Annotated in this window: 29 protein-coding genes; 5 read left to right on the forward strand and 24 right to left on the reverse strand. The window is 36.1% G+C overall.

Annotation, left to right across the window (positions count from 1 at the left end; translation table 11 throughout):
- Positions 1 to 72: 72 nt before the first annotated feature.
- From BV906_RS08310 to BV906_RS08335, 6 genes are all read right to left on the reverse strand, one after another.
- Positions 73 to 2,325: a penicillin-binding protein gene (locus tag BV906_RS08310; RefSeq protein WP_087973014.1), complete on the reverse strand. Its 2,253-nt coding sequence runs from the start codon at positions 2,323 to 2,325 to the stop codon at positions 73 to 75.
- A 15-nt stretch (positions 2,326 to 2,340) separates the two neighbouring features.
- On the reverse strand, positions 2,341 to 2,715 hold the full coding sequence (ftsL, locus tag BV906_RS08315) for a cell division protein FtsL (protein WP_087973016.1): 375 nt from the start codon (positions 2,713 to 2,715) through the stop codon (positions 2,341 to 2,343).
- A complete protein-coding gene (rsmH, locus tag BV906_RS08320) occupies positions 2,715 to 3,692 on the reverse strand; it encodes a 16S rRNA (cytosine(1402)-N(4))-methyltransferase RsmH (RefSeq protein ID WP_176330296.1) in 978 nt (325 codons plus the stop codon). Before rsmH ends, ftsL begins: the two co-directional genes overlap by 1 nt.
- 67 nt (positions 3,693 to 3,759) lie before the next feature.
- Positions 3,760 to 4,191, reverse strand: coding sequence for a division/cell wall cluster transcriptional repressor MraZ (gene mraZ / locus BV906_RS08325; RefSeq protein WP_087973545.1), 432 nt, complete (start codon positions 4,189 to 4,191; stop codon positions 3,760 to 3,762).
- Positions 4,192 to 4,395: 204 nt separating this feature from the next.
- A complete protein-coding gene (gene bshC, locus BV906_RS08330) occupies positions 4,396 to 6,018 on the reverse strand; it encodes a bacillithiol biosynthesis cysteine-adding enzyme BshC (RefSeq protein ID WP_087973019.1) in 1,623 nt (540 codons plus the stop codon).
- 89 nt (positions 6,019 to 6,107) lie between these two features.
- Positions 6,108 to 6,491, reverse strand: a complete 384-nt coding sequence (locus BV906_RS08335) for a DUF3397 domain-containing protein (RefSeq protein ID WP_087973021.1) — start codon at positions 6,489 to 6,491, stop codon at positions 6,108 to 6,110.
- Positions 6,492 to 6,798: 307 nt separating this feature from the next.
- On the opposite strand from BV906_RS08335, the gene BV906_RS08340 reads away from it, so the two are divergent.
- A complete protein-coding gene (locus BV906_RS08340) occupies positions 6,799 to 7,281 on the forward strand; it encodes an N-acetyltransferase (protein ID WP_087973022.1) in 483 nt (160 codons plus the stop codon).
- Between the two features lie 225 nt (positions 7,282 to 7,506).
- Here BV906_RS08340 and BV906_RS08345 read toward each other — a convergent pair whose 3' ends face one another.
- The 4 genes from BV906_RS08345 to BV906_RS08360 form a co-directional block, all read right to left on the reverse strand.
- Positions 7,507 to 7,977, reverse strand: a complete 471-nt coding sequence (locus tag BV906_RS08345; RefSeq protein ID WP_087973023.1) for an RsfA family transcriptional regulator — start codon at positions 7,975 to 7,977, stop codon at positions 7,507 to 7,509.
- A 64-nt stretch (positions 7,978 to 8,041) separates the two neighbouring features.
- Positions 8,042 to 8,797: an enoyl-CoA hydratase/isomerase family protein gene (locus BV906_RS08350; RefSeq protein ID WP_087973024.1), complete on the reverse strand. Its 756-nt coding sequence runs from the start codon at positions 8,795 to 8,797 to the stop codon at positions 8,042 to 8,044.
- Positions 8,798 to 8,907: 110 nt separating this feature from the next.
- Positions 8,908 to 9,081: a 50S ribosomal protein L32 gene (gene rpmF / locus BV906_RS08355; RefSeq protein WP_087973025.1), complete on the reverse strand. Its 174-nt coding sequence runs from the start codon at positions 9,079 to 9,081 to the stop codon at positions 8,908 to 8,910.
- Between the two features lie 46 nt (positions 9,082 to 9,127).
- On the reverse strand, positions 9,128 to 9,658 hold the full coding sequence (locus BV906_RS08360; protein ID WP_087973027.1) for a YceD family protein: 531 nt from the start codon (positions 9,656 to 9,658) through the stop codon (positions 9,128 to 9,130).
- A 192-nt stretch (positions 9,659 to 9,850) separates the two neighbouring features.
- Here BV906_RS08360 and BV906_RS08365 point away from each other — a divergent pair, with 192 nt between their 5' ends.
- Positions 9,851 to 11,062, forward strand: coding sequence for a nucleotidyltransferase (locus tag BV906_RS08365; RefSeq protein ID WP_087973029.1), 1,212 nt, complete (start codon positions 9,851 to 9,853; stop codon positions 11,060 to 11,062).
- Between the two features lie 302 nt (positions 11,063 to 11,364).
- Here the strand turns inward: BV906_RS08365 and BV906_RS08370 are convergent, their stop codons facing one another.
- Positions 11,365 to 12,381 (reverse strand): SepM family pheromone-processing serine protease, encoded by a 1,017-nt coding sequence (locus BV906_RS08370; RefSeq protein WP_087973030.1) that lies wholly within the window; start codon positions 12,379 to 12,381, stop codon positions 11,365 to 11,367.
- Positions 12,382 to 12,571: 190 nt separating this feature from the next.
- Here BV906_RS08370 and ylbJ point away from each other — a divergent pair, with 190 nt between their 5' ends.
- Complete coding sequence (ylbJ, locus tag BV906_RS08375) at positions 12,572 to 13,786, forward strand: sporulation integral membrane protein YlbJ (protein ID WP_087973031.1); 1,215 nt, start codon at positions 12,572 to 12,574, stop codon at positions 13,784 to 13,786.
- A gap of 23 nt (positions 13,787 to 13,809) precedes the next feature.
- On the opposite strand, the gene coaD is transcribed toward ylbJ, so the two are convergent.
- The 7 genes from coaD to BV906_RS08410 all read right to left on the reverse strand — a co-directional run bounded on the left by coaD (position 13,810) and on the right by BV906_RS08410 (position 18,537).
- Positions 13,810 to 14,295 carry a pantetheine-phosphate adenylyltransferase gene (gene coaD / locus BV906_RS08380; RefSeq protein WP_087973034.1) on the reverse strand — a complete coding sequence of 162 codons (486 nt, stop codon included), beginning with the start codon at positions 14,293 to 14,295 and terminating at the stop codon, positions 13,810 to 13,812.
- 11 nt (positions 14,296 to 14,306) lie between these two features.
- Positions 14,307 to 14,858, reverse strand: a complete 552-nt coding sequence (gene rsmD, locus BV906_RS08385; protein WP_087973035.1) for a 16S rRNA (guanine(966)-N(2))-methyltransferase RsmD — start codon at positions 14,856 to 14,858, stop codon at positions 14,307 to 14,309.
- A gap of 996 nt (positions 14,859 to 15,854) precedes the next feature.
- On the reverse strand, positions 15,855 to 16,130 hold the full coding sequence (locus BV906_RS08390; protein ID WP_087973036.1) for a YlbG family protein: 276 nt from the start codon (positions 16,128 to 16,130) through the stop codon (positions 15,855 to 15,857).
- A 93-nt stretch (positions 16,131 to 16,223) separates the two neighbouring features.
- Positions 16,224 to 16,661, reverse strand: a complete 438-nt coding sequence (locus BV906_RS08395) for a YlbF/YmcA family competence regulator (RefSeq protein WP_087973038.1) — start codon at positions 16,659 to 16,661, stop codon at positions 16,224 to 16,226.
- 61 nt (positions 16,662 to 16,722) lie between these two features.
- Complete coding sequence (locus tag BV906_RS08400; RefSeq protein ID WP_087973039.1) at positions 16,723 to 16,956, reverse strand: YlbE-like family protein; 234 nt, start codon at positions 16,954 to 16,956, stop codon at positions 16,723 to 16,725.
- 11 nt (positions 16,957 to 16,967) lie between these two features.
- Positions 16,968 to 17,375, reverse strand: a complete 408-nt coding sequence (gene ylbD / locus BV906_RS08405; RefSeq protein ID WP_245844012.1) for a YlbD family protein — start codon at positions 17,373 to 17,375, stop codon at positions 16,968 to 16,970.
- Positions 17,376 to 17,466: 91 nt separating this feature from the next.
- Entirely contained in the window at positions 17,467 to 18,537 is a 1,071-nt protein-coding gene (locus BV906_RS08410; RefSeq protein ID WP_087973041.1) for a CAP domain-containing protein, read from the reverse strand.
- A 210-nt stretch (positions 18,538 to 18,747) separates the two neighbouring features.
- On the opposite strand from BV906_RS08410, the gene BV906_RS08415 reads away from it, so the two are divergent.
- On the forward strand, positions 18,748 to 19,113 hold the full coding sequence (locus BV906_RS08415; RefSeq protein WP_087973042.1) for a YugN family protein: 366 nt from the start codon (positions 18,748 to 18,750) through the stop codon (positions 19,111 to 19,113).
- 127 nt (positions 19,114 to 19,240) lie between these two features.
- Complete coding sequence (gene ytvI, locus BV906_RS08420) at positions 19,241 to 20,299, forward strand: sporulation integral membrane protein YtvI (protein WP_087973043.1); 1,059 nt, start codon at positions 19,241 to 19,243, stop codon at positions 20,297 to 20,299.
- Positions 20,300 to 20,340: 41 nt separating this feature from the next.
- On the opposite strand, the gene BV906_RS08425 is transcribed toward ytvI, so the two are convergent.
- From BV906_RS08425 to coxB, 6 genes are all read right to left on the reverse strand, one after another.
- Positions 20,341 to 20,796, reverse strand: a complete 456-nt coding sequence (locus BV906_RS08425) for a DUF420 domain-containing protein (protein WP_087973045.1) — start codon at positions 20,794 to 20,796, stop codon at positions 20,341 to 20,343.
- A 67-nt stretch (positions 20,797 to 20,863) separates the two neighbouring features.
- Positions 20,864 to 21,760 carry a cytochrome c oxidase assembly factor CtaG gene (gene ctaG, locus BV906_RS08430; RefSeq protein WP_087973046.1) on the reverse strand — a complete coding sequence of 299 codons (897 nt, stop codon included), beginning with the start codon at positions 21,758 to 21,760 and terminating at the stop codon, positions 20,864 to 20,866.
- 320 nt (positions 21,761 to 22,080) lie between these two features.
- Positions 22,081 to 22,401 carry a cytochrome c oxidase subunit IVB gene (gene ctaF / locus BV906_RS08435; RefSeq protein ID WP_087973047.1) on the reverse strand — a complete coding sequence of 107 codons (321 nt, stop codon included), beginning with the start codon at positions 22,399 to 22,401 and terminating at the stop codon, positions 22,081 to 22,083.
- Positions 22,402 to 22,404: 3 nt separating this feature from the next.
- Complete coding sequence (locus BV906_RS08440; RefSeq protein ID WP_087973048.1) at positions 22,405 to 23,028, reverse strand: cytochrome c oxidase subunit 3; 624 nt, start codon at positions 23,026 to 23,028, stop codon at positions 22,405 to 22,407.
- Position 23,029: 1 nt separating this feature from the next.
- Positions 23,030 to 24,907: a cytochrome c oxidase subunit I gene (ctaD, locus tag BV906_RS08445; protein ID WP_425435188.1), complete on the reverse strand. Its 1,878-nt coding sequence runs from the start codon at positions 24,905 to 24,907 to the stop codon at positions 23,030 to 23,032.
- A gap of 12 nt (positions 24,908 to 24,919) precedes the next feature.
- Positions 24,920 to 25,972, reverse strand: a complete 1,053-nt coding sequence (coxB, locus tag BV906_RS08450) for a cytochrome c oxidase subunit II (protein WP_087973050.1) — start codon at positions 25,970 to 25,972, stop codon at positions 24,920 to 24,922.
- Between the last annotated feature and the right edge of the window lie 51 nt (positions 25,973 to 26,023).

Consider the following 26,023-nt stretch of genomic DNA (forward strand, 5'->3'; position numbering starts at 1 on the left):
TCAACTATATGAGTTAAAAAAACTGAATAGAACACTGTTTTGTCTATTGATTACCCTATGCATGAAAACATTTCATTCGGATTCAGAGGTATTTTCATTCTGTGATTCCTCTATTTCATCACTGTTCTCTGAATTTAAACTTTCATCCGGATTTTCATTTGGTGGTAAAAACTCAACACCTAAGTAATCATTCTCCTTGATTGGGCTGCCTTCTTGTATATTTTGTGTTGCCACATACCCGTCGCCAAACGTTTCAACGTTAAAATTCATTAGGTCTGCAAATTCCATTACATCTCTTAATGACCATCCTATGATATTTGGCATCGTTGGTTCATCCGTAATAAGAATGATACGGTCACTTGGAAGAACGGTGTCTCCTTCTATTACGCTTGATGCAACAATTTCTTCGCCTTTTCCAATCAGAGAAACCTTCAGTCCCTGTTCGGTAAGCTTGTTACTTAAACTAGAAGATTTCTGTCCGATTACTTCCGGTATGGTAACTGGTTCGATTACTTCCTGCACATCTTTATCAGGATCAATATTTAAATAATGCAGGCTGTTTTCAACAACATTCTTAAAAATAAACGAAAGTGGAGCAGAGGCTGTTTCCGTTGGTTTAAGTTCAGGTTGTTGGATCGATACATACATAATCAGCTCGGGATCCTCAATAGGGGCCATACCAAGAAAGGAAAAAACATAATTTTCCCGGCCAGTTAAATAGCCGCCACCATCGGGATTTGGCATTTCGGCAGTTCCCGATTTACCGCCAACTAAATAATCATCCAATTGATACACCTTACCTGTTCCATGTTCTCCATTAACGACGGATTCTAATAATTTCAATACTTGATCCGATGTTTCTTCTGAAATAGGTTCACCAACAACATTTGGAGATTTTTGTTCCATTATATCACCTGTTGATGAATCGACAATTTTATCAATCACATATGGTTGCATCATTTTCCCATCGTTTGCAATTGCTGTTGCAGCTTTCATCTGCTGAATAGGTGTCATTGTAGAACCTTGTCCAAATGAGGTTGTTATTTTTTCTAATGGCCAGTTGTAAAGTATTTTCCCAGCAACTTCCCCTGGTAAGTCAATGCCAGTTTTTTTATCAAAGTCAAAAGCTTGTAAATATTCAAGAAATGTTTCTGTACCCATTTTTTCCCAAACCAGTTTTGCTGCTGCTACATTGGAAGACCGCTGGAAGCCTTCGTCATAGGAAATAACACCCCAGCCATTACCGCCATTATGATCGTGGATTTTTTGTATCTTTTCATTCGGTTGGAAACTTCCAGATAGATATCCTTCCGAACCATTGTATACACCTTCCTCAATCGCCGCTGCCCACGTAAACATCTTGACCGTGGAACCAGGCTCAAATGGGGTGGAAATAACGTCATTATACCAGTTTTTCACATCGGTAGGATTGTTTGGATCATAGCTTGGACGACTGCTCATTGCCAGTACCTGTCCTGTTTTAGCGTCCATTACGACTGCATTCATTTTACTCGGTTTATATTCCTCATCAACCTGGGTTAAAACATCTTCCATTAACGTTTGTATCTTTTGATCTATCGTTAAATAAACATTATCCCCATTTTCCGGCTCTTGAATAATTTCATTTGGATTCAGTAATTTACTATTGTATCTATCCCGCTGGTAAGAGATAAAACCCTCTTTACCACTTAGAAGGTCGTTCATTTCTTTTTCCATACCGGCAATACCGATTATTTCATTTTCGTAACCTTCATCTGTCTCGACTTCAGTTTCTCTGGCAAAACCAATAATATGTGAAGCAAACATACCGTTTGGATAATAGCGAATAGCCTCTTCTTCAAAATTTATTCCAGGGATTTCTAATTCAGCAATCTCATCTTTTTTCTGTTGGGAAATCTCTTTTCCAATTTTGCCAAATTCAACCTGAAATTGTTCTTTATTCATTCCATTTTGTAACGTATTCAATATCTCACTAACTTCAACATCTAAAAGAGGAGCCAACATTTCCGCAGTCTTTTGCGGATCTTCCACATGGAGGGGCTCCTCTGATTTCTCTGAATAGGTTTCATCTAAAATTGCATACATCTTGTATGTAGGTCTATCGTATGCCAATGTCATTCCATTTTTATCAAAAATCTTTCCTCTTTCCGCACTTATCGAGTAGGATGATGTTCGTTTCTGATCAGCCCATTCATCTAAAGAGATTCCAGCTATTTCTCCTGTTGCCTGTATAAACATAAATCTTCCAGTTAAAACCAAAAAAACTGCGACAAAGATAATGATGTAAATACCTGCCATCAAATGCGTTGTCTTGTTCTTTTTCATAGGTTAAGCCCCTTGCTAGTTGTTAAATGACTGCGCTTGTTTTATTTCCGTATTCTGGATTTTCAATCCGTTTTCCTCTGCAATCTGAATAATTCTTTCAGGTCTGGATAATTCTTTCATTTCGAATAATAGACCTTCATTCTCCACTTGCTGTGTGCTTACGGTTTGTTCAAGCTGCTGTAGTTCTCTATTAATTGTATCAGTTGTTGATGAAAATGACACGACAAAAATTCCACAAACAAGTATGGTAACTCCAAAAAGCGAATAAATTAATTTCTCACCTTTTGTAATCCAACCATTCTTTTTTACCTTTACAACTACCTTTTGTTCTATTTCTGGGGTATGCTGTGGGTTCGATTGTTGCCAACTGCGGGCCTGATTAGCACTCATTATTTTTTCCACCCTTCTTCATAAGTAAATTCGTCTCTCCATTCGGAAATCTTTGTTACTACCCGTAGTTTTGCCGAACGCGATCTACGATTTTCTTCAAGTTCATTGTCAGCTGCAATGATAGGTTTTCTTGCGATTAATTCAAATGGTGCCTCATGCTCTTTCGGTATTACCGGGAGATGTCTCGGTGTTGGTTTTTCTGTACTCCATTTCTTAAATGCTTGCTTACATAAACGATCTTCAAGTGAATGAAAGGTAATTACTGCAATTCTTCCATCAATACCCACTACTCTGGCCGCCTGATGGAGTCCATCATTAAATGCTTGCAGTTCATCGTTCACCGCTATTCGTAATGCTTGAAAAATACGCTTGGCAGGATGCCCACCCTTTCTTCTAGCCGGTGCAGGTATTCCTTCTTTAATTAATTCCACAAGCTGATGTGTTGTTTTTATTTCTTCTGTTTCACGATGTGCCTCTATTTTTCTTGCTATTTGTTTAGAAAACTTTTCTTCCCCGAATTTAAAGAAAATCGATACAAGTTGATTATAAGACCACTTGTTCACGATTTCATAAGCAGTCAAATTTTCAGTTTGGTTCATTCTCATATCTAATTGGGCGTCATGTTGATAACTGAATCCTCTCTCACCTCGATCAAGTTGCGGCGATGAGACACCCAGATCAAATAAAATGCCGTCCACGTTTGATATATTATGCTTTGCCAGTTCCTGCTCTAATCCACGGAAGTTTGAATGGATAAACAAAATCCTATCCTCATATGCTTTTAGCTTTTCTTTAGCTGCTCTAAGCGCATCTAAATCCTGATCAAAAGCAATTAACAAACCCTCTTCACCAAGCCTTGATGCTATCTCCCATGAGTGACCCCCACCTCCTACCGTACAGTCAACATAAGTACCGTTTGGTTTGATATTCAATCCTTTTATCGTTTCTTCTTTTAATACACTATAATGTTCAAACATATTTACACCCACTTAATTAATTTTCGAACGTTTACTCTACTGATTATTCAAATGACTTCTAAAAAAATCAGATATCAAAATCCATTAAATTCTCTGCAAGCTCTGCAAAAGATTCCTCAGAATCCGTGACATATTCTTCCCAGCTGTCACTTGCCCAGAATTCAATCCGATTAGAAACACCAATGACATTACATTCTTTCTCCAAAGCCGCATATTTGCGAAGTCCTTGTGGAATGTTTATTCTTCCCTGCTTGTCCACTTCACATTCAACAGCTCCTGAAAAGAAAAAACGTGTAAATGCTCTGGCATCTTTCTTAGTTAGTGGGAGCTTTTTTAATTTTTCTTCAAGTACTTTCCATTCATCCATGGGGTATGCAAACAGACATTTATCTAGTCCACGGGTGACAACAAAGCTCGCTCCAAGTCCATCACGGAACTTGGAAGGGACAATAATACGGCCCTTTGTGTCAATGCTATGAAGGTATTCACCCATAAACATATAGTCCGCCCCACTTTCATATTTTTTATAATACCACATTCCCCCACTATCCACCACTTAATTATCAAAAAAAATTTGAAGTTACAATTATAAGGTTTTTTACAGTTTATATAGGCAAAATAAAAAAGCTGTCATATCAAGGATAGACAGCTTCTTCTTATCTTTTTCTAATATAGTGGTGAATAGTGGATGTTGTTCCCAATTCTATAGATACACTACAAAATGTTCCTTTTCAAATGAACAAGATGTAGCAGTTAAATTCCTAATAAATTCTGTCCCATATTGATTGGTCCATTGTAATGGGTTCCATAATCGTTCCTGTAATGCTCCATGGGGATATAGTGAAATATCAATTAGATCAAATTCATATAATTCTTTTGTGTACTTTTCTTCTAATGCTTTCACTAACCTACCCCGAAGAAAATCGATATCTCTATGCAAATGGGATAAATTCTTCTCACCTAAATCACCAAGGTCACTCCGAATATCTTTTGCTAAATCCCTTAATGGCTCATGCGCCTTTTCGATTGCAGTTTTAATTTCAGCAGTCAGTTTATCGATTTGAGGATTGCTTTTCAACTGCAACCATTCATTCTTTTTTTTCTTTACTCCTTCATTAATGGCACTCGCAACATCAATATCGTACTTTTCAAGCGCTTTTACTACAGATCTTTCAACAAATGTAAACGATAATCTCGGTAGTACAGGAGGCATCTTCAAGTCCATTGTATGGAATGCTTGTTTAAGTCCTGCCCAGTAACCAACTTCTCCAGGCCCGCCGATAAAGGCTAATGTAGGAAATAACAACTCTTGCATTAACGGACGTGTAACAACATTATTGCTTAATAACTCGGGGGTGTTTATAGCAGTTGCCATTAATTCATCTGTTGTTAGAGAAATTTCATTCTGCTTTCCTACCCACCCACCGGAATTATCACGGGTTAGGAGAATACGTTCATTTTCCTCATGATAAAATAGATGGCCGTCGTGTATACCAGCCTCAAGAGATACCTTGTATCCTTTTTCATTTAAATCTGACAAGGCAGTATGTACTCCCTCACTTATCCCAGGCTGATGTTTTATCATATCCTGGAAATAAATGCTTTCCAATTGTCTTACATCTTTATTACCTGAATCAATTAACACAATTCCATCATCTTTAAAAAGTTGATGAATCATTCTAGCAAAGAAATCAGCATATGTTTGTGACTTTTCCATCGCAGTCTGAATCGTATCGTATATGTCCTTTGTATAAACGGTTTCCTGAAGTTGTTCAAACAATCTGTCCACCCAATCAGACAAGGCAACACGATCAATCGGTATATCCGATACCGATTTTTTTTCCATGATATGATGTGTTAATTTGTATTTCTTCATTTGTGGTACTTCGGGTAAATGTATATGATTTATTTCATCAAAATCATGGTCTTCCCCCGCAATCCAGAACACTGGTATGACAGGACGCTCCAGTTTTTCTTCTTGCTGTCTGGCAAATTGAATAATGGAGATCACCTTGTTAATGGTGTACATCGGCCCTGTTAGTAACCCGGCTTGCTGACCACCAATAACAACAACACTATTTTCATCATTTAATTTATCAATATTATTCAGTGTAGATTTTGGCGCATTCCATTCATTATTAATTTTATGTAATGTAGTTGCTAATTCACCACGGTTAAACGTACGATTACCTAAGTCCTTGAGCCTTTGTTCATAAACATCATCATATGGTGAGTAATCAAAAAAACTCATAATTTCTTCGCTATTATTTCGATAATCAGTTATTAACTGACTTTGAGCTTTTAATTGTATTGGGTCGATATGCATTGATCCCATGCTCCTTCTATTCAGAATATACATGTTGTATTGTACATAAGTTTCCTATTCATTTCATCTAATCTGTTTAGCTAAGTTAATCAACTAAAAATTCTTTGAAGAATCCCAGCAAATACTAGGATAACATATAGCATCAGAAACAACAGGAAGGAAAATCTCCAAATAATCCGTAAAGCTTTAATAAATTCTACTTCTGTGTGTGTCTTCCATTGATAAATTATAATCACAGAAAGTGAGATGATAAAGGTAACAAACATCCAAGCAATGAAACTATGCCCAAAAATAATATCAAACAACATTGCAACAGTAATTACATAAAGAACAGTAGTCCAATTTACAGCGGCGTGAACTGCTTTCAACTTTTTTCTATGTAGAATTTTAATAGCCAGCAAATAAACCAATACAGTTGCAAAAATCGGAATTGTTATGAAAAATGATATAAAATAAATAATATAATCAAACATACTTTTTCAAATTCCCCTTCTTCGCCCTTTTTGCCACTCAGACAATGATTTGTATATGTCAATCTATTTTTTCTTATATATTGTATCAGAAAAAGGAACTTTATAGATTGCAAATTACGAATCATTGTCACCAACCAATAACTATATTGAAATGAAGAAAATATTATAATTACCGTTAAATAATTTCAAAATTAATACTTTTATATTATAATAAAAATAGTTAACATTACAGCTTTTTGGTCGTTTCTTGCTGAAGTAGAATATTATAGATGAAAGCTCACAAATAAGTAATGAGGGGGAGAATATTATGGAACAAATTAAAGTAGAGAAGCTCTTAGTTAATTATAAAACACTCGAGAAGTTTAAAAGATTTAAAGAATATGGCAATCAAGAACTCGCTATGATAGATGATCTGCAAAATAATATCATTGAAAATGATAGTAAATCTCCATTTTATGGCATTTACTATGGTGATAACCTGATTGCGAGGATGAGTCTGTACGAAGTGGATAGAAAATATGACAATTATTTTGCGCCACCACAGAAATTCTTAACACTATGGAAACTTGAAGTTCTTCCCGATTATCAAGGGAAGGGTTACGGAAAAGCTCTTGTCGAATTTGCGAAAGGGTTCCAGCTTCCAATTAAGACAAACCCACGGATAAATTCGCATGGATTTTGGGAGAAAATGGGCTTTCTAAAAGCACATTATGAAATGGAAAGAGATTTAGGTGAAAATCCACTTATATGGCTACCTAAAGGTGTGAAAGAAAAAGCAACCAATTCATAAATATAACCAAACTAAAAAGCCATGAATATAAATTCACCATTCATGGCTTTTTAATAACTCGAAATTGAGAAAAACTGCGAAGTAATTTCTGTACTAGAATTTATCCGCGCTGCTAATAATGGAACAAAATTACTTTGGCTACCACAGCCCGTATAGTGTTTGTTAATAATAAAATCCTTTAATTGAAAGCAAAGATATTCCTCCGCAAATAACATCTTCTGAATCTCAATCTTTAAGAGAAGACCATATTGTTTGCATTTCCTGCCATGCATGATCATATCGCTCTACTTGATCCTTAAGCATTTCATTCTCACTTTCCAAATAATCCAGTTTTTCTTGATTCGCTTTATCTACGAAGATATTATCATCTGGAAATTGTGATTTCATTTTTATTAATAACTGTATGGCAGAATCGATCGTATTCTTTTCTTTTGGTTCATTTTTGTCATATATAACAGCTTCTTCTTTTAAACCACTTTTTCTTTCTTCTTTTGCCGACTGTATGGCATTTTGATATTGCTTTCTGATTGTCGCATTCCATCTGAACCCACAAGCAGCAGACGTACGCGAAAGTTTATTTGCAACTTCCCTAAATGCTTCTAGCTGTGTTCTGCCCTCCCGAATGAAGCGCAAAACCGTTTCTGCTAGTTTTAAATCTTCATCTTGAGTCCAAGCATCCTGTCTTGTATCATTCATGACACCCCTCCTAATATGTTTGCTATCAATGTATGCAAAAAATAGGGGTGCTAGAATAGAATTCTTATTTCCTACTTAAAAACTTTTCTACTGCAGCTATATGTTCATCAGAATCCCAGAGATTGGCAGCGTTATGTACTTCTTTATCCATTCGTTCTGATAAATCACCTATGATTTCTGTCAGATATTGTTCTTTCAACATGATCATTTGTCTAAGTGATTTTGAAATATAGTTTTGTAAAAGCTTCGAATGGTCATTCCATTCTTTATCAGTTGAAACAACATGTAGCCAACCCCGCTCTTTTAATTCCATTGCAGGATATCTTTTCGCTTCCATTAACCAGTTCATTGCAAAGCTTGGACTTACTTTCTCATACAATAATGCTCCACCACCCCAACTCGGGAGAATACCAAGACTTGTTTGCACAAAACCGAATGTGGTATTTTTTCTTGCAATTCGAACATCACATGCTGTTGCTATTTCGCATCCTCCACCTAAAGCATCCCCGTTCAATAAACAAATAGTAGGGACTGGAAAAGTTACAATCTGATATAATACTTCCTTCATTGGGTATAATAAAGCAAAAGCGTCTTCAGGCGTGAGCCCCCCATGCAAGACATTTAAATCTCCACCAGCACAAAAATATTCTCCAGCTCCCAAAATGGTCAAAAATTTAATCGAATCCTGTCTTGCCTTTTGGAGACATTCTGATAAATCTTGTTGCATCTCCAGTGAAATAGCGTTACGTTTTTCAGGCCTGTTGAGATAAATTTCCCCATACCCATACCGATTCCTTTTATATGTCACCAATTCGGTCACATTGATCGCTCCCTCTTAATTAACTCTATGTATTCAAATATTAGCATGTACAGTAAATTAAAAAACAGACCACATTTTCTTGTGATCTGTTTCTTATGCATCTAGAGAGATTAGTTGTTAACTATTTCTTTTCCATCATAATGTCCGCAAGATTTGCAAACATGGTGTGGTTTCGCTAATTCTCCACAATTTGAACATTCTACCATGCCAGGCACGTGTAATTTTTTATGAGTACGACGTTGATTTTTAACTTTTTTAGAAGTTTTTTGCTTAGGTACTGCCATGACTTACACCTCCTTCAAAATGAAAGTAAAACTTGAATCGTAATTCTTATTTTTCTTTCCTTTTATTTTCAAGCAACGATTCCAATTTTTTAAAACGGGGATCAATTGTCTTTTCTTTTTTTACTTCGGAAACAAATTCCCATCCATCACCTTTAGAAGGAGCTGCGCCCTCCGGATCGGCCTCTTCGGAAAAAACTCGGAAAGGGATTTCCAATATTATATTTTCCTTGATAACAGGCATTAAGTCAAGAACTTCTCCATCAATTGGATGAATTTCATCCTCTTCTTCATCTCTTCCATAATAAGGAGACGCAGAAAATATTTCTTTTGTATGGATTGTAAATGGAAAAGGTACATCCACCAATGTTCTGGCACAAGGTAATATCATTTCTCCTTCAATTATAAAAGAAAAAAAGAACTGATCTCCTTGAATGTCAGCTTTTCCATGAACCCGGACAGGTTTTATTTCACGAATATCGTTATTCATTGTTTCCAATTCGGAAACATCCGCCACCTCATCAAATTCAAATGGTTTATTAACCGCATTTTTTCTGATTTGGCTTAGTGTTAATTTCATCAATTTCACCTCTAGGCAACAAGAGTTATTTTAAAAGAAAAAACAACTTTTGTCAACATATTTTCTTTACACTTCCTATTATGTTTCCCTCTGCAAATTTTACTAACCATCCAATACACCTTAGATGCGACGCAATTAGTTATTTGTTATAATGACTAAATAGATATAATCATAATCTTAGGAGTTGAGTGAATGAATGCTTGCGGTTTAATTGTTGAATATAATCCATTCCACAATGGTCATGTCTATCATATAGAAGAAGCCAAAAAGACATCTGGTGCAGACTGTATGGTTGCTGTCATGAGTGGTAATTTCCTGCAACGTGGTGAACCAGCTATAATCGATAAGTTTCATCGTACAAAAGCTGCCCTAAAGTCGGGAATTGATATCATCCTGGAACTTCCATACATATACGCCGTACAAAATAGTGATATTTTTGCAGATGGGGCGGTAAATACGTTGAATGAAGCTGGTGTATCCACTATTTGTTTCGGAAGTGAATCTGGTTCTATTTCCCATTTTACAACAAGTTTTCATATCTATAAAGAGAAACATACTATTTTTGAGCAAACTTTGAAAGAGTATTTAGATAAAGGGTTTTCCTTTCCCGAAGCAAGCAAGTATGCATATAGACAGATTGGTTTAACAGAACAATATATGGACTTATCCAAACCAAACAATATACTTGGTTATAGTTATGTTAAATCCATCCTGGAAAACAACCTTGCTATTAAGCCCTTGACGATTAAGCGCACAAACAATAACTTCCATGATACAACCATCACGAATACGATTGCCAGTGCAACGAGTATCAGGAAGGAACTGTTGAAGCAGCATACATTAGGAGCACAAATTAATTCAACGATTCCTCTAGAAACTGTCAACCAACTGAGAGTATATAAAGAGAAAGCGCTGAACTGGCATGACTGGGAAAAATACTACCCTCTACTCTATTATCGTGTCATAACAATGGATGCAAATGAGCTTGCATCCATTCAAGGGGTAGACGAAGGCTTGGAGCACCGAATTTTAAAAACGGCACAAAGAACAACCTCATTTCAGAGTTGGGTGGAGGCAATTAAGACAAAACGCTATACATGGACAAGAATACAACGCATGTTTGTACATATTTTAACGAATACAAAGAAATCCGATTTGGAACCATTCAAACGGTCATTCATTCCATATGTACGTGTTCTTGGAATGAATCAAACAGGACGTGAGTATTTGAACAAGCAAAAAAAACGGATGAATGTACCACTCCTATCCAAATTTACACGAAACCAGGATCCAGCCCTCTCTATTGAGGAAAAAGCTGTACATGCGTATTATAGTGTACTCCCTCCCGAAAGAAGAGATGCTCTGTTTAAACAGGAATTGCAATCACCGCTTATTTTAGACTGAAGAAACGCAGAAATTTCTCCGTAAAATTGATATATCTATAACTAGACCTTTCGCCATTTAGCGCTTGGCAAAGGTCTTAATTTTCTCTTCGGGGTTGAGGCCGAGCCCTAAGGATTCAAAAGCACACGTATTGGAAATGAGCCAACAGTTACGTCACTTTTAATTTTGTAGGTAGAATCCAAAATACATATTAGTTTGTTCGTAATTTATCTCCAATGCACGAACTAAGATAAGCAACAATTCTTTTCGGTGGAACGAGTAACCGCAGTTCAAAACATTAATAAAAAGCAACACTTCTTTTTTTACTTTAATTGTTCCAAGTAGTTTAAGGCGTCACTAAAGGTATCAACTGGTACGATGACCATATCTGTTCCAATATCATCGGCAGTCTTTAAAGCGACTTGGTAATTGGAGTTTTCTTTCCCATTTTCATTAGGTGCAAAGAAAATATCTATTCCTTCTTGATCAGCTGCAACAATTTTCTTATCGATGCCACCAATTCTTAGTACATTTCCATCATAATCTACTTCCCCAGTTCCAGCAATTTCTTTTCCTTTCGTAAGATCTTCTTCAGTTAATTGGTCATAAATCTCCAATGAGAACATCAAACCAGCACTAGGACCGCCAATATTACCGCTGGAAAAATCTATCTCCGGATTTACGGTCACATTTCGATCTGTTACCAAGCTTATCCCAATTCCAACCTTATTGTCCATATCGCTAAATTCTTCTAATGCTATATCTGTATGCAATGTTTCTTCGCCACGTATAAATTCAATGTTAATTACTTCCTGTGCCTGCTTCGTTTCTACATATTCGATTAAATCTGGTGCTTCTTCTACCTTATTGCCATCAATCCCGATAATCCGGTCACCTGCCTCAAGTTTTCCTTCTGCAGGCATATCTTCTACAACAGAAACTACATAAACCCCGTTGTAGTCAATCACAATATTTTCTCCAGCTGCTTCATATGCTACAACAGTTGCAGCCTCCTGTGAGCTCTCCATCACTTGTAGCTGTGCGTGCATATAATCATCTTGTGATATTCCTTCGGGGAAAACCTGATCCAATGGTAGAATATCTTGGTAAGAAAACATTTTAGCCAAGACATACTGGATAGGTGTTGCCTGCAGTCCACTGACTGTCACGAGATGCATATCTCCCTCACTTTCAAATCCATTTGATACCGCAACAATCGGATTCAGGGGATCTGCACCACCAGGCTTCTGAATGTAATACGGTAGTTGATAAGCTCCTAAAAAATAAACGAGGACAACCACAATAATAAAAAATATGATATTTCTTTTGGTCACTTGCATCGTGTCGCATAACTCCTTCCTATCTTCCCTAAACATTTCTTTCTCATGTCTATGGAATAATTAACCTATGTATGAGCGTATATTGTATAGACTTGTCTTATTCGATTGCTGAATTTAAAGCAATAGAACAATTCTAATACTAACAAAATAAGTTGTACAGAGCTAGGCTCATTAACTAGGGGGCTTTCTATTGAAACATATTATAAGAACTTTCATGTATTCTGGTTTGACTATTTTTTTAACACTTTCTTTAATCCGCTTTCCTGATGAAGCACTAAAAGCTGGTATTCGTGGATTAAATATGTGGTGGGAAATCGTTTTCCCTTCTTTACTGCCTTTTTTTATTACGGCAGAACTATTACTTGCATTTGGTGTCGTGAAATTTATTGGAGTTTTATTTGAACCTATTATGCGTCCTTTGTTTAATATTCCAGGTGTTGGTAGTTTTGGCTGGATGATGGGGATGGTTAGTGGTTATCCAACAGGGGCGAAAATCACTGCCCGCCTGCGAGAAGAGAAGCAATTGTCAAAAATTGAAGCTGAAAGACTTGTATCATTTACGAATAATTCCAGTCCACTATTTATTTTCGGTGCCATTTCTGCAGGTTTTTTTCATGATATGAAGCTAGGCGCTCTTTTAGCATTTTGTCATTATACAAGCAACGCATTAGTAGGGATTTGTATGCGATTTTACGGAAGAAAGGAAAGTAAACAGCAACAGCGCATGAGAAGTCGGGAAAAGGATAGCTTTTCAATCATAAGAGCTTTTAAGGAAATGCACCATGCAAGAATGAAAGAAAACAAACCATTTGGTGAAATCCTTGGTGATTCTGTAATCAATTCTATTAAAACATTAGTGATGATTGGTGGATTTATTATCCTTTTTTCTGTACTGATTAAGCTAATGTTTCTAGTTGGTTTTTCCCCAGCAATTGCCGTCATAGGAGAACAAATTTTAGATATTTTTGGATTGCCTGTTGACTTGGCTCTACCTTTCTTTTCGGGATTATTCGAAATTACAATTGGAGCTAATATGATTTCACAAACAACGACAGATTCTCTTCTGCAAAAGGCAATCTTAATCAGTTTTATCTTGGGATTTAATGGTTTATCCATTCACGCGCAAGTGGCCAGCATTCTCGCAAAAACAGATATTAGATTTGCTCCCTACTTCTTTGCCAGGATTTTACATGGCGTGCTTGCAGTTATCTTAACAATTATTCTTTTCAAGCCACTTTACCTGGACAGGCATACAATTGAGATGAATGAGATACCTGTGTCACAGGATGCAGTTTCCGACAATATATGGTTAACTATCTTCCATTATTTAAATGATATCGGTCCATTTCTCACAATTTTCTCTTTGACACTCGCTGCAATAATTCTATATAAAAGAAGTAAGTAAAAAAGACGGCAATAGCCGTCTTTTTACTTACTGTTAAATTTGCTTCTTAAAGCTTCTTCCACATGTACTGGAACCAAGCCAGAGATATTCCCATCGTATTTGGCAATTTCCTTTATCATGCTGGAACTGAGAAAGGAGTACTGATTATTCGTCATCATAAAAAATGTTTCAATATCTTCATTCAGCTTTCTGTTCATGGAAGTAATTTGCATTTCATATTCAAAATCACTGACAGCTCGAAGCCCTCGAATAACGGCATGGGCATTTTTTTCAGCAGCATAATCCATTAGTAAATGGTCTGAAGAATCAACAGATACATTCGGGATATCTTTCGTAGATTCTTTTAATAACTTCATTCGCTCTTCTACATTAAACAAAGGGGCCTTGGACTCATTATTAAACACTGTTACGATGACTTTATCAAAAACTTTTGCACCTCTAATTATAATATCTAAATGTCCGTTCGTTATAGGGTCAAAACTCCCTGGACAGATTGCCAGTTTCTCCATTGTAAACTCTCCTATGCTTTATATATAGTAATACCAATCGTTCCACCGTAGCGATCCTTTTTAACCGCTTTCAGATTATCAAGTTTGCTCGGCATTTTTTCAGTAAAGTTATGTTCGCAATAAATTGTTCCACCCGACTTTATAAGTTCTAATTTTACAATATCGCTTAAGATTTCTTCATAATCGACCATACCATATGGTGGGTCGAGTAAAATCAAATCAAACTTTAGCTCTCTTTTAGCAGCAGCTTTTAGTGCTCTGTGGGCCTCCGCACGGAATACTTCCGATCTTTGGTCCAACTGCACCGATTTTAAATTCTCTTTTATCGTATGTATTGCTTTCGGGTGTTTATCAACAAACACGCCATACTCCATTCCACGACTTAATGCTTCGATACCTAATGAACCGCTTCCAGCAAATAAATCTAATACATTACCACCGTTGAAAAATGGACCCATTACCTGAAAGACAGATTCTTTTACTTTATCTGTTGTCGGTCTTGTTGTACTTCCCGAAACTGCCTTTAATTGTCTTCCTTTTAGATTACCTGCAATCACTCGCATGACTTCACCTCTATTTACACTATCTGCAATTTTATCCTACCATAAAAAGCTTATTTAGAAAACTGCTATCGTAAATTGCCAACTTAATTCTATATGTATATTATTTCTTCCAGTGTCCATAATATTATTATGATTCAACTAATCGTTAATTTGGTTGTTTCAGATAAACGGAGAAGACTTACACTTCCCCATAAGTTCTTCTTCCGGTTTCTCCTCTCCCTTTGCCTTTTTGTTTTTCGGAACGAACGAAAAACAAAGGTACCTGCAGAAAATATTTTCTGCAGGTTTTTCTTTATGTCTTAGGTTGTCTTGTAAAAGAATAGAACTCGTCTCACCGAAAATAATTTTTGTTATTGCCACAAAATTTATAAAATGCGAAGTACTTACACCTTGCCATAGTTTACTGTTATAACGGCCGTCCGGGATTGCTGCGGGCGGATGCGCACCTTAGGGCACGGCCTTAACCTCCTCAAGAAATCCACTCTGCTGGGTCTTCGGACACTTGCTGTTCCCGAAGACAAGGAAGGCTACAGCAGCTTTTACATCGCACGAAGAAAATCGTCTTTTATTTTCGAGGATTCACCGCCCTCCGCTCACCCGGACTGATGAAGCTGTCGAGAATTTTTTGTTCTTTCGGCTAAACTATTCTAAGCAGCAAACGCTACCAGCAGCCCGTATACACGGAGACTGTGGGAGGAATGGCATCAGTGAGACCCCGCATTGCGAAGCACGAGGAGGGCTCACCAGCCGCCCACGGAAAGCGAAGTGTATACAGACTGCGATTGTCGAAGTAACTTTTTTTCATTATTAGTGCTTCAGTTCTAAAATAGATAGAATTTACTTCGCAGTATTTAAGAGTAATTCGAATCTATCTGAGGGAGTTTATCTCAAACACGAGGGATATGAAACAACAAACATTGCGAGATTATTTTTCCCGAAAAGCAGTGGGGACATAAATAAAAAACCTTTGTGAATCTATTTGTGATTCACAAAGGTTTAAATACCCATTTTATAATCATATTGCTTTGCTTTGTCCGGTTTTGAGTTTTCATAATCTGTACGTATAAAAGGTTTATAGGATCTCTCAATTCTGGAAACAAAAGAATGCCTCATGATTTTAGTTTCAATTTCTTCTATTTCAGCTTGATTCACATATATCACTGCATATCTCTGTTTTTTAGAAGTGTAAATTAAATTTCCATATCGTTTCAATTGTTTTATATTTTTCATATGCTGAAACCATATTACGATTCCTTGTCGATCTGTTCGCATCATACAAACCTCCGATCCATATAATATTTTTTATTGATCATGGTAAAGTATCAGCCTCCAGAGGTTCTGAAGGCATTTACTTTCATAGGATGACTATGATGCACAGCCACATGCTCCGCCACTGCCACAACCACATCCACTATCTGCAAGTGCTGCGCCGTCTTTTGGTGCTTTGATTTGGACACTAACGCTATTAGCAACGTATTGACTTATTTCATCCAGTAAGTTCTGGAGATTTCGTTCTGCTATTTTAAATGCAGCTACTTTATCGTTCATATCCATTTCCCTTTTTGTAGCACGTACATTTTTCATAATAGTAAAGTAATCTGGATGGTACCGTCCGAACCTTTGAACATCGTCATGATGACTCTTCATATCTGAAAAAGCTTTAATAAGCTTTTGCGCATCTTTATCTTCAGCAAGTGCTGTACGGGCTTCTCGGTAGGCTTCCATCACATCAGAATCCATTACCATCTTACCCAGGCTCTCTGATTTATCGAGAATATCTACATATTCCAATGTAGCTATCATTTATAACACCTCCACTAGTATATATACTATCATTTAATTACTGGAATGAAAATATTTTGTTTTAATCCTTCATTCCTTTAGCAACCTGGATGAGCATATTAATCATTTGCATTTGACTATTTAAACTCTGGATTCTTTGGGGAAATGTCTTTCCATAAAAAACCTTAGCTTCCTTTTTCATTTCTTCTATTTCACCTGGATTTCTAGTTAAATAACGATACCAGATGGGATTATACCTAATAAATTCAGCAAGCTCCGGATTTTCTGCTAGATATTGCTTAACGGTTGGGTCCATATATAATCACCTTAATCCCTCATCCAGCCAAATGGATCTTTCGGAGACTGCTCTTTTTTTTGAGTTCCTTTAAATTGTTGCATCATTTCTTGGATAGAAGTTATTGCTTTACTTAACTGATCAACTTGACCCTGTACTTTATTTATATCTAAATTAGATGTATACTTTAACAGCTGACCAACGAGTTCAGAATCCTTTACAGTACTTTTATCGACTTTGTCATCTTTTATTTCATCTTTATATTGATCCCAGTGAGGGTCATCTTCTCCAAGCAAGATCCATTGTTCATAGCTCTCCTGCCATGATCTTCCACTTTTTCTAATTTCCCTTAGTAGAAGTGGGTGTTTGTTAATGAATTCTTTAAATGCAATTACTGTCGGATGTAAATCCTCCAATTTATTCACCCCTATTAATTTCATTTGTACTATTTAATTTATGCAAGAAACCCGTGATTGTGCAATTGTCCAGTAAATGTAAAAAACTCACTTTTCATAGTACAAAGTGAGTTTTTTATATATCTTTTCCTAAAAAGTTTTGAGTATAGTAAAAACGATACACACCTACACCTATATGGGTATACTCATTATTGAAGAGTGCTTCGCGATGGCCTTCACTATTCAACCATCCTTGCATGGCAGCAGGTGCATCAGGGTATTGTGCTGCGATATTTTCTCCTGCCGCAGTATAAAATACATTTTCCACTTCTAATCGCTCTTTAAGACCATCGCCATTCAAACTATAATGGGAAAAATAATTATTTTCTGCCATGTCCTTACTGTGATGATATGCCACATTACTGACACTTTCCTCCCAGCCAAGTAGCCCTTTTCCATGCAGTTTCCTCATTACATTTGTTATATCAACAATTTGCTGTTCCATCCCTTTCTCAACCTTAGTCCATTCCTCATCAGACAGATCTGGCTCATTTGGAAGATCACCGCGATATTCAATTTCATATGGACGATGCTTCAATAAAATATCTGCAGAAAGAAATCGAATGGAAGAGAGTTTACTTGTAAATGTGTCAAAATAAAATTGGATAAATGTATCTTCATTTATTTTAACTAGTGGCCTCATCCTTAAATCCTCTTCATTTAAACGAAAGGTATAAGAAGTGATACCCTCGCTATAGGTTACTTTATTCCTAAATTTATATTGCTGATTAATAGCTTCATAAGATTGACCAACGCGAACGGAATCTGTTCCCACCACTTCTCCCGTAGTATAAATTATTTTTATTTCACTATTATCAATCCCAAATTGAATATATTGGTTTGATATATCTTGATAAACCCACCACTGATAGCCGTAGGCACTTAAATCAACTCTACTAGGCTTTCCTAAGTTATCGAGCAGCAGTTGTTTGCTCTTACCCATCCAACTAAAAATGTTTTCTTCAGTAAGTGTGGAAGAAGTAGTTTTTTCAGGCGTTATTTTGGACTGTAGAAGATTACTTTTTTCATTGATTAAATATATGTCATCTCTAATTACTTCTTCAGGCTTATTCTCTACTTTTTCCATGATGTAAATAACAACTAACACTATCAATATTAAAGCTGCTATACTTCGGATTATTCGCATAAATCACTTCTCCTTACCTACTTCTATTTATAATTATGAATAGAAATTAAATATATTCTCTTTTCCTTATTACTTAATAGATTCTCTCGTGAAATTTTTTTAAAATAGGAGTATGCCTTATTTTTAGGATAACATGCCTTTTTTAATTGCATATTAACCGTTTTCGTACTATTATTAAATTATTGAGGACTAATATATGAGGTGAAAAAAATGAAATTGGAAAATACTGGTATTGAGGATTCGATTGTTGATTTAAAACCTTTGGACCATTTAACTGGTAAACATGCATTTATCCGTGCAGGACAATGGGATTATGAACGAGTTACTTATGATTATAAGATCGGTTCAAAAGAAAAAAATATTACATACTACATTCGAATTCAAGGTTATGCCGTTGAAGGTGAAGTAGATAATGGTAGTGCTGTCATTAAATTATTGACCCCACTTTTAGGAAAGCACTATTATCCACACGGCGTTGAATATGGTGAAGGTGAGAATTTCCCTGAAAGTTTAATTGAACGAGCTCAAACAATTGTTACAAAAGTTGCTGAAGAAATAAAACACTTTAAAAAATAACATTGAAACCAACTGACACGTATTTTAACCTGTACAGTTGGTTTTTTTCACAGCAAGAACAGCTCTATATGCATGCAAACAAAAATATTATACAAAGTATGAAGTATGAAAGGAGACAAGCTATCTCTTGTTTCGAAATATAACTAAGCGTCATTGGACACTGATCTTTTTAATAATCTTATTTTTACTATTTGTTTTCTTTATTCTACCAATTTCAATTCCACTAGTAATTGCATTAATTACAGCACTAATACTAAATCCAATCATTAGGTTCATACAGAAAAAGTTAAAAATTAGTCGGAAAACGTCGGTTATTTTTGTTTTTCTCTTATTTCTAATTTCGGTAGGAATTATCGGCACATATATAGTTACTAAATCTGCTACACAATTAGTTATTTTTGTAGAATCAGTCCCTGCTTATGTGAATCAACTTAATAACCTGTACACTCAATGGGAGGCCGATCTTTATCGATATTCCAGCACACTTCCAATCGAATTTGTAAACGAGATCACAGCAAGTATTGAGGGGACAGTAGCATCAGTAACTACCACAATTAGAGAAATAATTACACTGGATAATATAGCGAAAATTTTCGCTAAAATACCTGATTTCCTAATCAGCTTTATCGTTTATATGATTGCATTGTTTCTTTTCATGCTTGAATTACCAATATTAAAATCAAATCTTTATCGTTTAATGAGGAATGAAACAGCTGAAAAGGTATCATTCATGAATGCGAGATTAACCAGTGTGGTATTTGGATTTTTTAAAGCACAATTTCTAGTTAGTCTTATTATTCTGGCGGTTTCACTTATTGGTCTCTATTTAATTGTTCCAGAGGTAGCGTTAATTATGTCAATAATCATTTGGCTGATTGATTTAATACCTATTATTGGATCAATCATTATACTCGGTCCTTGGGCTTTGTTTATGCTATTGTCAGGTGAAACTGCAACTGGAATTCAATTAGCAGTTCTAGCTATTATCTTATTAGCTATCAGGCGTACAGTGGAACCAAAGGTAATGGGCCAACAAATTGGGCTTTCTTCACTAGCAACATTGATATCGATGTTTATTGGACTTCAACTTTTCGGGATTCTTGGTTTCCTTATTGGTCCATTACTCGTAATTGCATTTAATGCGGCTAGAGAAGCAGGTATAATTAAATGGAATATAAAAATATAAAAAGGAGAAAGCAAATTCGCTTTCTCCTTTTTATATTTATACTAAAAACCAAAAATAGCCTTCAACATACTTGTTGTTTCTCCACCATCATAAATGATATAAAGCAGTAGATAAACCATTACACCGGTGATAGCTGTGAAAAACCAGATGATACTTGTTACAGGTCCAATTTTTCTATGTTTAGTTATCTTCCTTTTAAGTGCCAATGTAAGTGTCACAATACCAAATACAGCTCCTGTTGTAGCTAAGATAATATGAAAAACCAAGAAAATCGTATAATAAATTTCTATATCATCTGGTCCGCCAAAGCTTGTATTTCCAACAAAAATCGTTCGTGATACATAAATGATAAAAAACACTAAAGCACTTACTGCAGCAGAAAGCATAACTTTTTTATGTGCTTTCTTCTTTCCTTTAGAGATTAGTACCCAACCTATTGCAACAAGTATCGCACTCAGAACAATAAAGAAAGTACTAATAGTAGGTAAAAAAGGCATAGATTAAACAAATCCTTTCAGGGCAAGTATCACTTTCCCTTTTAAATATAATATAATACAACTATAATTATTCTATCGTTTCTGGAATAGGATCAACTTTAAGACTTTCTCTTGAGAACCATTTAAAGAATATAGTGCCTAAGACAATTCCATACGTTATTTCCTGCATAATCTTCATAATAATTCCACCTAATTGCTGATCCTCTACAATATCCATTGATGTAAACATCTCAGGTCCGGAAAGCGATGTGGTTAACCCCTGGAGAATATCGCCAGGAACACATAGACTTAACGCCTGAATCCAGGAACCATCTTGTGAATAGGTAGCATACAGTGGATCTGATGAAAAAATAATTAAAACGCATGCTGGCGTTATCAAGACACTGTTTGCAAAGATATAACCTATCTTTAGCAATGGTTGCATCTTGTCTAATTCTTTAACTGGTGAAATTAATGGGAACCAAACGATAAACGATACAATAAATAAAATCAACGATATGGATGTATGAGCAATAGCCGATGATTTAGAGAAATTGAAAACCACTGGAATGTGATATAAAGAAAAAAGGCCATTCCAAAGCAATAATGCGATAATAGGCTTTGTCAGCACTGTAAAAATCGGTTTAATAACCGGTGCATTAACCACCTTTCTCCACATCCATTCAGGTATACCTTTCAACATAAAAATTGGTATTATAAATAAGTAAATAGCCATTTGTATCATATGAGCTGTTAAAGTTATATGTGTCAGTAAGTCAATTGGCGACCCCTTCACGATATACAATAGAACGAGAGAAACATAAAAGAATGCCTGTTGTTTAGCAGTAGGTTTTTCTTTTCCGCCAAACTTATGACGATATCGAATTGTAATCAGATAATACAATACTGCCAAAGCACATATAAAAACAAAAAAGTAAGGACTCCATAATGCACGAAAACCAAAAATTTGTAATTCTAACCACATAGTTATCACTCCATATAACTGTCTATCTACATATTATACCTTATTAACAACTCTAAAACATTACATAATGTGACGAATTATAAACAAAAAGTAAGGTCGCCCGTATAGAGACACATGTCGGCTGTGTAGAGCAGTATGATGTAAAGCAAACTGTTAGAGAGCGCAGCGAATCGATGTTGTTATGTCTAATTAGAATACGAAGGTGAATAAAATCAATTAGCGCTGGAACTCGACGTACTAACTCTGACTGTAGAATTTATAGAAAGAAAAAAGACCAGGAAAAAATTCCCGGTCTTTTCTATTTCATTTTAAACTTAATCCTACCACCAAGTAATTGCTACAAATGTGATAATTACTAAAAATGCAACAAGAATGCCACCAAATATCATTCCAGAGACAATTTCATGTCCTTTATCTTTCATATGCATAAAGTAATAGAATTGAAATCCTACCTGTACAATTGCCAATATAAGAATTAATGGAATTACAAAAGTAGAGCTGACTCCCAACATAACAGCAAAAAATGCAATCATTGTAAAGAAAATCATTAACGCGAAAGTTATAATCTGCTTTCTCATCTCCACTTTATTTTGTTCTTTTTGGAACGAATTAATTTTGTTGGTATTTGTGTTTTCCGTCATAAATTAACCCACCATCCCCATCAAATATACAACTGTAAAGATAAATACCCAAACAACGTCGATAAAGTGCCAGTATAATCCGAACGTATTATACTTAGGAGCATTGTAAAGACTTAATCCCCTCTTAGCATTACGTACCATTATAGCAATTAACCAACTAAGACCGAATACAACGTGTCCGCCATGGAATCCGACTAATGCATAGAATGCAGATCCAAATGCAGAAGAGCGGAATGTAAATCCATAGTCAGTAATATAATGAGCGAACTCATAAATTTCCAAACCTAAGAATGAGAGACCAAGTAATGCAGTAATTCCAAACCATAATTGCATCTTTTTAAAATTATTATTTTTCATATGGTAAATTGCATATACGCTTGTCAATGAACTAGTTAATAACAAAAGGGTCATTAGGAACACAAGTTCCAGTCCAAATAAATCCTGTGAAGATGGTCCCCCTGCTGTTGAATTTCTTAAAGCTAGGTAAGTACCGAACAAACAAGCGAAGAGAACTGTCTCTCCACCAAGGAAAATCCATAAACCTAAAAATTTATGTTTTCCTTCCATTGTAGCCTTTGCAGGATCTTCTGGCATTGTTTCCGGGTTTAAGGAGTGATCATGACTCATATCAATCGGCCTCCCTTTCTAGTTCTTCTTTTGTAATATGGTATCCATGATCATCTTTCAATGACCGGATCAACATACAACCTAAAGCAATAGCCATACCAGCATAGACTGCTATTAACCAACCTTTATGATCAACCTGATAAATGAAACCATATGATGCTATAGTGAAACCAAGTGTCATAATGAAAGGAAGTATAGTACCATTCGGCATATGGATTTCATCCACTGGCTCTGCAGGTGTCATTTTTCCTTTACCTTCCGTCTTTTCGATCCATAATGGGTCAAGTCCACGAACTAAAGGCAATTGTTTAAAATTATAATGTGCAGGTGGTGATGGGATTGCCCATTCTAATGTACGTGCATCCCACGGATCTGCAGGAGCTTTTTCACCTTTGACAGCAGTGTAAATGATATTAATCAGGAACACAATGACACCGAAGGTCATAAAGAATGCACCAATTGTACTAATTAAGTTACCAGTATCAAGGCCTTGATTTTCTAAGAATACCCAATAACGACGTGGCATACCCATTAGACCAAGAAAATGCTGGATAAAGAATGTTAAATGGAAACCGATGAAGAATGTCCAAAATGCCAGTTTCCCCATACCTTCATGAAGAATTCTTCCAAACATTTTTGGCCACCAATAATGCATCGCTGCCAAGATGGCAAAGACTACTCCACCTACAATAACATAGTGAAAGTGAGCAACAACGAAATACGTATCATGGTATTGATAATCAGCTACGGAAGAACCAAGCATAACACCAGTCATCCCACCAATGGTAAATGAAGGAATAAATGCTAAAGTCCAAAGCATCGCAGAGTTGATTGTAATGCTTCCCCCCCACAATGTTAACAACCAGTTGAAAATCTTAATACCAGTTGGAACAGCGATTGCCATTGTTGCAACAGCAAAAATCGAGTTTGCTACAGGTCCCAATCCAACTGTAAACATATGGTGAGCCCATACCATGAATCCAAGAAACGCAATTAGGAAAGTTGCAAATACCATTGCCGTGTAACCAAACAATCTCTTTTTAGCGAAGGTTGGTATAATTTCACTGAATATACCAAATGCTGGCAAAATCAATATATAAACTTCCGGATGTCCAAATATCCAGAATAAATGCTGCCAAATAATAGAGTTTCCACCCAAGCCAATATCAAAGAATGCTGTGCCAAACATACGATCAAACATCATTAAGAATAGATTAACCGTCAATGCTGGAAAAGCAAACAGTATAAGAATACTTGTTACTAATGTTGTCCAAGAAAATAATGGCATACGCATATAGGTCATACCGGGTGCACGCATTGTCACAATCGTAACAATAAAGTTAATCCCACCCATTAAAGTACCGGCACCAGACAATTGTAGACCCATAACATAGAAGTCTACACCGTGTCCTGGCGATTGCACGGAAAGTGGTGCATAGTTAGTCCAACCTGCATCAGGTGCACCAGTAAACCAACTAAGGTTTAATAGAATACCACCTAAGAAAAATAACCAGAAGCCAAGTGAGTTCAGAAAAGGAAAAGCAACATCACGGGCACCGATTTGCAGTGGCATCACATAGTTCATTAAACCTACTAAAATAGGCATCGCTGCAAGGAATATCATTGTAGTTCCATGCATTGTAATCATTTCATTGTACAAACCTGCACTTATAAAATCATTCTCAGGTTTTATTAACTGAATTCGTATAAGAAGAGCTTCCAATCCGCCGAGCAGGAAAAAGAATCCACCACCGATGATATATAAAATACCGATCTTTTTATGGTCTACGGTAGTTAGATAATCCCATAACACTGCGCCAAAGCCTCTCTTTTGAGTAGTTGCAATACTCAAAGCATAAACCTCCCTTTGATCTTTCATACCATATAATATTTAGTTCCCAGCACTTTCCGGTGTAATTTCAGAAGGTTTCAATTGCATTAGGTATTCAGCAATACTATTTGCTTCTTCTTCAGAAACGCTAGGATACATACCTGTCATTTTATTGCCAGGTTTAATTGATTCCGGATCCATAATCCAATCAACAAGGTTTTCTTTTGTTGGTTCAAGAATACCAGCTACAGTTGAACGGTCACCAAAGTTCGTAAGGTTCGGTCCGGTTGCTGCTGGTGAAGATCCAATCGCATGACATCCCATACAGCTATTTGCCTCAAACAATTCCTGCCCTTCCTGTGCTACAGCATCAGCCGGCACTTCTTCGGGGTCAACGTTTTGCATGTCTGAAACCCATTGATCATATTCTTCAGGGCTTACTGCAATAACTTTAAAATCCATCAATGAATGTGAAGGTCCACAAAGTTCAGCACATTTCCCCCAATAAACGCCTTCCTCATGTGCTTCGATAAACATCGTGTTCACGTTTTCCGGGTTAACATCCATTTTACCTGCGATGGTCGGAACCCAGAATGAATGAATAACATCCGATGAAAGCATGTTTAAGTATACTCTTTCGCCAGTTGGTATATATAAGTCCTGACTTGTTACGATTTCTTCCCCGTCATAACTAAAATGCCACCAGTATTGGTTACCAGTAACTTCGACATTAATATGCTCACTTGCCTGTGATTCATCTGCTAAATCAAAAGTTGCTATCACAGTCGGTACCGCAATAATCAAAACAAGGAGAATTGGAATTACAGTCCAAATCGTTTCCAATTTGTGATTTCCTTCTACTTGCTTAGGAATGAAATCTTCTTGTCCCTTTTTCTTACGGAAGCGAATTAAAGCAATCACATAGATTAGCATTACAACTAAAAATACTCCAATCATAATCACCGTTGTAAGCAAAATCAAATCCATGGATTTATCCGCACCATATCCTTTTGGTTCAAGTGCTGTTAAATTTTCTTTACCACAGCCAGCCAAAAACATAGTAATTATGGTAAAGAGTAGTAATGCTTTAGATTTCCCCATCCAACCTTTCATGTATTAATACCTCTCTTTCTTCTTGTTGTTTCCTTATATATATTAATTTTT

Source organism: Oceanobacillus rekensis (assembly GCF_002153375.1).
Classification (GTDB): domain Bacteria; phylum Bacillota; class Bacilli; order Bacillales; family Amphibacillaceae; genus Oceanobacillus; species Oceanobacillus rekensis.